The organism is Mesorhizobium sp. M7A.F.Ca.CA.004.04.2.1, from assembly GCF_004022825.1.
In the GTDB taxonomy this organism is placed as follows: domain Bacteria; phylum Pseudomonadota; class Alphaproteobacteria; order Rhizobiales; family Rhizobiaceae; genus Mesorhizobium.
In genome coordinates this window covers 1-5,075 of record NZ_RZPH01000402.1, presented here as the reverse complement: position 1 = coordinate 5,075, position 5,075 = coordinate 1, and the positions used below count along the sequence as shown (strand labels likewise).

Below are 5,075 nucleotides of genomic sequence, written 5' to 3'. Positions count from 1 at the left end.
CCCGAGAACCAGCCCAAGGTCGCGGCAGATGTCGCTGCGGCCGCCCTTGGTCACCGCCATGAAATGATGCGGCTGGGCAGCCGATTTCACCGCCTCGGCGGCGATGCGCAGATTGCCGTCGGTGCCGTTCTTGAAGCCGACCGGGCAGGAAAGGCCCGAGGCGAGTTCGCGGTGGATCTGGCTCTCGGTCGTGCGCGCGCCGATCGCGCCCCAGGCGACCAGGTCGGCAATGTATTGCGGCGTGGTCATGTCGAGGAATTCGGTCGCCGCCGGCAGGCCGAGATTGTTGACGGCCGACAGCACGTTGCGCGCCATCCGCAGCCCCTTGTCGATGTTGAAGCTGCCGTCGAGGTCGGGATCGTTGATCAGGCCTTTCCAGCCGACCGTCGTGCGCGGTTTCTCGAAATAGACCCGCATCACGATCTCCAGCCGGTCCGACAGGCTCTCGCGCAGCGCCGCCAGACGGCTGGCATAGTCGACGGCCGCGACCGGATCGTGGATCGAACACGGGCCGACAATGACGAGCAGCCGGTCGTCGGTGCCGTTCAGGATGGCATGGGTTGCGTTGCGCGATGCGCTGACGGTGCGCGTCGCCGTCAAAGTGCGCGGGATCTCCCGCATCACCTCGTCCGGCGTACTCAGTTCTCGGATTTCCTTGACTCGGAGGTCGTCTGTGGTGGTCAACACGGCTTTCTGCTCCTGTCGAGAGCATGATGCCGAAAAGTGTGAAGCGGTTTTCGGACGACATCATGCTCCTCTTTGATTTAGAGGGAACCTGCCGGCTGAAACAAAAAAGCCGCCAGGTATGGCGGCTGTTCGGATCTTGTTGCTGCAATCTTCAGATCGAGCGCAATCCTCCCGCCGCCAGCGAGCTCCTAAAGTACCAATATGTGGCGGTCAGGTTGATCATGAGGTTCATATAGTCGATGCGGAGGCGCTTGTCACGTGCCGTAGATGAGTTGGCGAAATCGCTGGCGAGAGCGCTCCTCTCCCCGTCACTATACGGGGAGAGGATGCCGGCAGGCAGGTGAGGGGCGGCGCTTGCGTCAACGGATAGGACAGGGCCAAAAAGCCCCGACTTCAATCGACCCTCTAACTATCAAAGTCGGCGCTGCCCTCATTGCCCTGCCGGGCATTTCTCCCCGTATAGTGACGGGGAGAAACGGGCCGGCCGCGACGCTGACCCTATTCCGGAGACGACCCCGCAATGCTCTGGTCATAGTCGACCAGCGATCCGGTCATGACGCCGGACTGCGGGCTGACCATGTAGCTGATCAGCCGCGCCAACTGGTCCGGCTTCACCAATTGCCCCATCGGCTGCGCGGCTTCGGCCTTTGCCAGCCAGTCGTCCGGCGCATCGTGCCACTTCTTCTGCACGATGTCCTCGCCCTCCGTGTCCATCCAGCCGGGCAGCACCGCATTGCAGCGGATGCGGTTGTAGCGATAGGCATTGGCGACGTTCTTGGTCAGCGTCATCAGCGCGCCCTTGCTGGTTGAATAGGGCGTCAGGAACGACTGGCCGGTATGCGCCGACATCGACAGCACGTTGACGATCGAGCCGGGTGCCTTCTTTTCCAGGAGATGCGCCACCACGCCTTGCATCAGGAAGAACGGGCCGCGCACATTGGTATCGAAAATCGTATCGAACAGCTCTTCGGAGGTTTCGACCAGAGAACCGCGCGCCGAAGTGGCGGCGGCGTTGACCAGCGCGTTGACGGTGCCGAAATGCGAGATCGCGGTGGCGACCGCGCGCTTGCAGTCCGCCACTTTTGACACGTCGGCGCTGATGAAGATCGCGTCGACGCCCGCCTTCTTGAAATGGGCGACGGCCTTGTCGCCCTTCTCCTGCGATCGGCCGATGAGCGCCAGTGCCCGGCAACCTTCGTCGGCCAGCGCTTCGGCAACGGCAAAGCCGATGCCTTGCGCGCCGCCGGTGACGATGGCGCGCGTCTTCGAATTGCGATCGGCGGATGTGCTCATCGCTCTGCTCCCTGTACCCTAGTTTCCGGTTCTTACTTGTCGAGACGGACGGTCTTGCCGGTCGTTGCTGATTTCAGCGCCGCGTCGGCCAGCTTCAGCGCCACCAGCCCATCCGCACCGCTCGGCGACGCTTTCTTGCCCGAGGTCGCGGCCGTGATGAACGCGGCGATCTCAATAGCGTAGGCGTCGAGATAGCGGGTCATGAAGAAGTCGTGCAGCGGCGGGCGGGTATAGCCCTTCTCGTTGGCCAGTTCGATCGACACCGGGCGCTGGTTCTCGGCGGCAACCATGCCTTTCGAGCCATGCACCTCGATGCGCTGGTCGTAGCCATAGGTGGCGCGGCGCGAATTGGAGATGACCGCCTGCTTGCCGGAAGCGGTTTCCAGGATGACGCTGACGCTATCGAAATCGCCGGCGGCACCGATCTTCTTGTCGACCAGCACCGAGGCATGGGCGCTGACCGCCACGACCTCTTCGCCGAGCAGGAAGCGCGCCATGTCGAAATCATGGATGGTCATGTCGCGAAAAATGCCGCCCGAGCGCTTGATGTAGTCGATCGGCGGCGCGCCGGGATCGCGCGAGGTGATGGTGACCATCTCGACGGTGCCGATGGCGCCGTCGTCGATTGCCTTGCGCACGGCGGCGAAGTGCGGATCGAAGCGGCGGTTGAAGCCGACCATCAGCGTCGCCTTGGTCTTCTCGACCACGGCCAGGCACTTCTCGACGCGCTTGACGTTGAGGTCGATCGGCTTCTCGCAGAAGATCGCCTTGCCGGCCTTGGCGAAGCGCTCGATCAGATCGGCATGGGTGTCGGTCGGCGTGCAGATGACGACGGCGTCGATATCACCGGCTTTCTCGATATCCTCGATGCTGCGCACCTCGGCGCCATAGGCGCTCGCCAGCTCTTTGGCGGCCTTCTCGAACGCATCGGCGACGGCAACCAGTTTGGCCTGCGGATTGGAGCCGACGGCGCGGGCATGGACCTTGCCGATGCGGCCGGCACCGAGGAGAGCGAAGCGAACGGTCATGATATTTCCTCTGGGGGATGGGTTAGAGAGAGTTGTGTCCGCACCTTCCTTTTGGGGGAAGGTGGCAAGTCTATTTTTCGAGCGCGCCAGAAAACAGGATGACCATCCTGTTTAGGCCGCGAGTTCCGCCTCCCCGGTCTTGGCGCCGGTGATGTAGGAGACGATATCGTTTCCGTCGGTGTTCTCCTTGCGCAGATTGGCGACGATGCGGCCGCGCCGGAACACGACGATACGGTCGCAGAGATCGAACACCTGGCGCATATTGTGGCTGATCAGGATCAGCGGCTCGCCATTGTCCTTGAGCGTACGGACGATGTTTTCGACCTGCGCGGTCTCCTGCACGCCAAGGGCAGCCGTTGGCTCGTCCATGATGATCAGCTTGGAGGCGAAGGTCGCGGTGCGGGCGATCGCCACGCACTGGCGCTGGCCGCCTGACATGTGGCGGATGGTGTTGGACAGATTGGGGATCTTCACCGCCGTGCGGACGAGCGCCGCCTCGGTCGCCTTGCGCATGTATTTGCGGTCGAGGATCGAGAACGGGCCGAGGTTGAACAAAACCTTCTCGCGGCCGAGGAACAGGTTCGAAGGCACGTCGAGATCGTCGGCCAGCGCCAGGTTCTGGAACACGGTCTCGATGCCCGCCGTGCGAGCCTCGATCGGCCCGGCAAAATTCACTTCCTTGCCGTCGAACCAGATCTGGCCGCTGGTGCGCTGCTCGACACCGGTGATCTGGCGCACGAAGGTCGACTTGCCGGCGCCGTTGTCGCCCATGATGGCGACATGCTCGCCCTTGCGCAGTTCGAAATTCGCCCCTTCCAGCGCGTGCACGCCGCCATAGCGCTTGGTCAGGTTTTCAGTCTTCAGGACGATGTCTGACATGGTCATGCCCTCATTGCCCGCAGGCGTTGGCGCCACTGGTCGAGAACCACCGCACCGACGATGATCACACCCTTGACCATCTCCTGGTAGTAGGCGTCGAGGCGCAGGAAGGTGAAGCCGGAGATGATGACGCCGAAGATCAGCGAGCCGATCACCGTGCCGATGATCGAGCCGCGGCCGCCCGACAGGGAGACGCCGCCGATGACCGCCATGGCGATGGCGTCGAGTTCGTACATCACGCCCATGCCGGACTGCGCGGTCAGGTTCTTGGAGCTCAGCACCACGGCGGCGAGCGCGGCGAGAATGCCGGCGATGACGTAGACCAGGATCTTGTGGTTGGCGATCTTGATGCCGGACATGCGCGCGGCATCCTCGTTGGAGCCGATCGCGTAACAGTGCTTGCCGTACCTGGTGTAGGTCATGATCAGCTGGAACAGGATGGCCAGCGACAGGAAGATGACGACGGGCATCAGGCCTTTGCCGATGCCGGCGAAACTCTCGGTGGGAAACGAGATCGGCTGGCCCTTGGACCACCATTTGGCGATGCCGCGCGCGGTCACCATCATGCCGAGCGTGGCGATGAACGGCGGAATGCGCGTGTAGGCGATCAGCGCGCCATTGACGAGGCCGGCAAACAGGCCGCAGGCGATCGCCACCAGCAGCGGCACGATGACAGGCAGGTCCGTCCAGCCCTGCGCCAGGAACATCGCCTTGGGATTGGGGTTGCCGTTGACCGTCGCCACCTGAGCGAAGCTCATGGCGATCATGGCGGTCGCGCCGACGATCGAGCCTGAGGACAGGTCGATGCCGCCGGTGATGATGACCTGCGTCACGCCGATGGCGATGATGCCGACGATCGACACCTGCAGGATGATGATCTGCAGGCGCGCTTCGTTGAAGATGCCGCCGACGTCGCTGCGTGTGTTGAACAGGAAGCTGTCGCCGAGAAAAATGCGGCCGATCAGTTCGAAGATGACGACGAGAATGACCAGTGCCAGGAAAACATTGAACTCGGCCGGCCATGTGCGCTTCCTCGCATCATAACCGACGCCGCCGACGCCATGAGATGTCTGTGCCACGTATTCTGTCCTCCATCAGCCGCGGTCGCCCTCGCGCCTGCGGCGCTGAGGGAGAGAGGGGAGCGGCGCTGTCTTGATCGAGAGCGCCGCTCCGTATCGAGCCGTTGGC

General features: G+C 63.0%; 5 protein-coding genes. All 5 read right to left on the bottom strand.

All coding sequences use genetic code 11. The annotated features are described in order from the left end of the window. On the bottom strand, positions 1 to 687 hold a 687-nt coding region (locus EN893_RS18470), incomplete at its 3' end, for a 3-deoxy-7-phosphoheptulonate synthase (RefSeq protein WP_128361687.1). Positions 688 to 1,185: 498 nt separating this feature from the next. Beyond that, the gene (locus tag EN893_RS18455; protein ID WP_127270616.1) at positions 1,186 to 1,980 is read right to left on the bottom strand and encodes an SDR family oxidoreductase; all 795 of its coding nucleotides are present in this window, start codon (positions 1,978 to 1,980) and stop codon (positions 1,186 to 1,188) included. Positions 1,981 to 2,012: 32 nt separating this feature from the next. Next, positions 2,013 to 3,008, bottom strand: coding sequence for an inositol 2-dehydrogenase (gene iolG / locus EN893_RS18450; protein WP_027039991.1), 996 nt, complete (start codon positions 3,006 to 3,008; stop codon positions 2,013 to 2,015). Positions 3,009 to 3,119: 111 nt separating this feature from the next. Next, positions 3,120 to 3,887 (bottom strand): ATP-binding cassette domain-containing protein, encoded by a 768-nt coding sequence (locus EN893_RS18445; protein WP_023810655.1) that lies wholly within the window; start codon positions 3,885 to 3,887, stop codon positions 3,120 to 3,122. 2 nt (positions 3,888 to 3,889) lie between these two features. Then, positions 3,890 to 4,966 (bottom strand): ABC transporter permease, encoded by a 1,077-nt coding sequence (locus tag EN893_RS18440; protein ID WP_027039989.1) that lies wholly within the window; start codon positions 4,964 to 4,966, stop codon positions 3,890 to 3,892. Between the last annotated feature and the right edge of the window lie 109 nt (positions 4,967 to 5,075).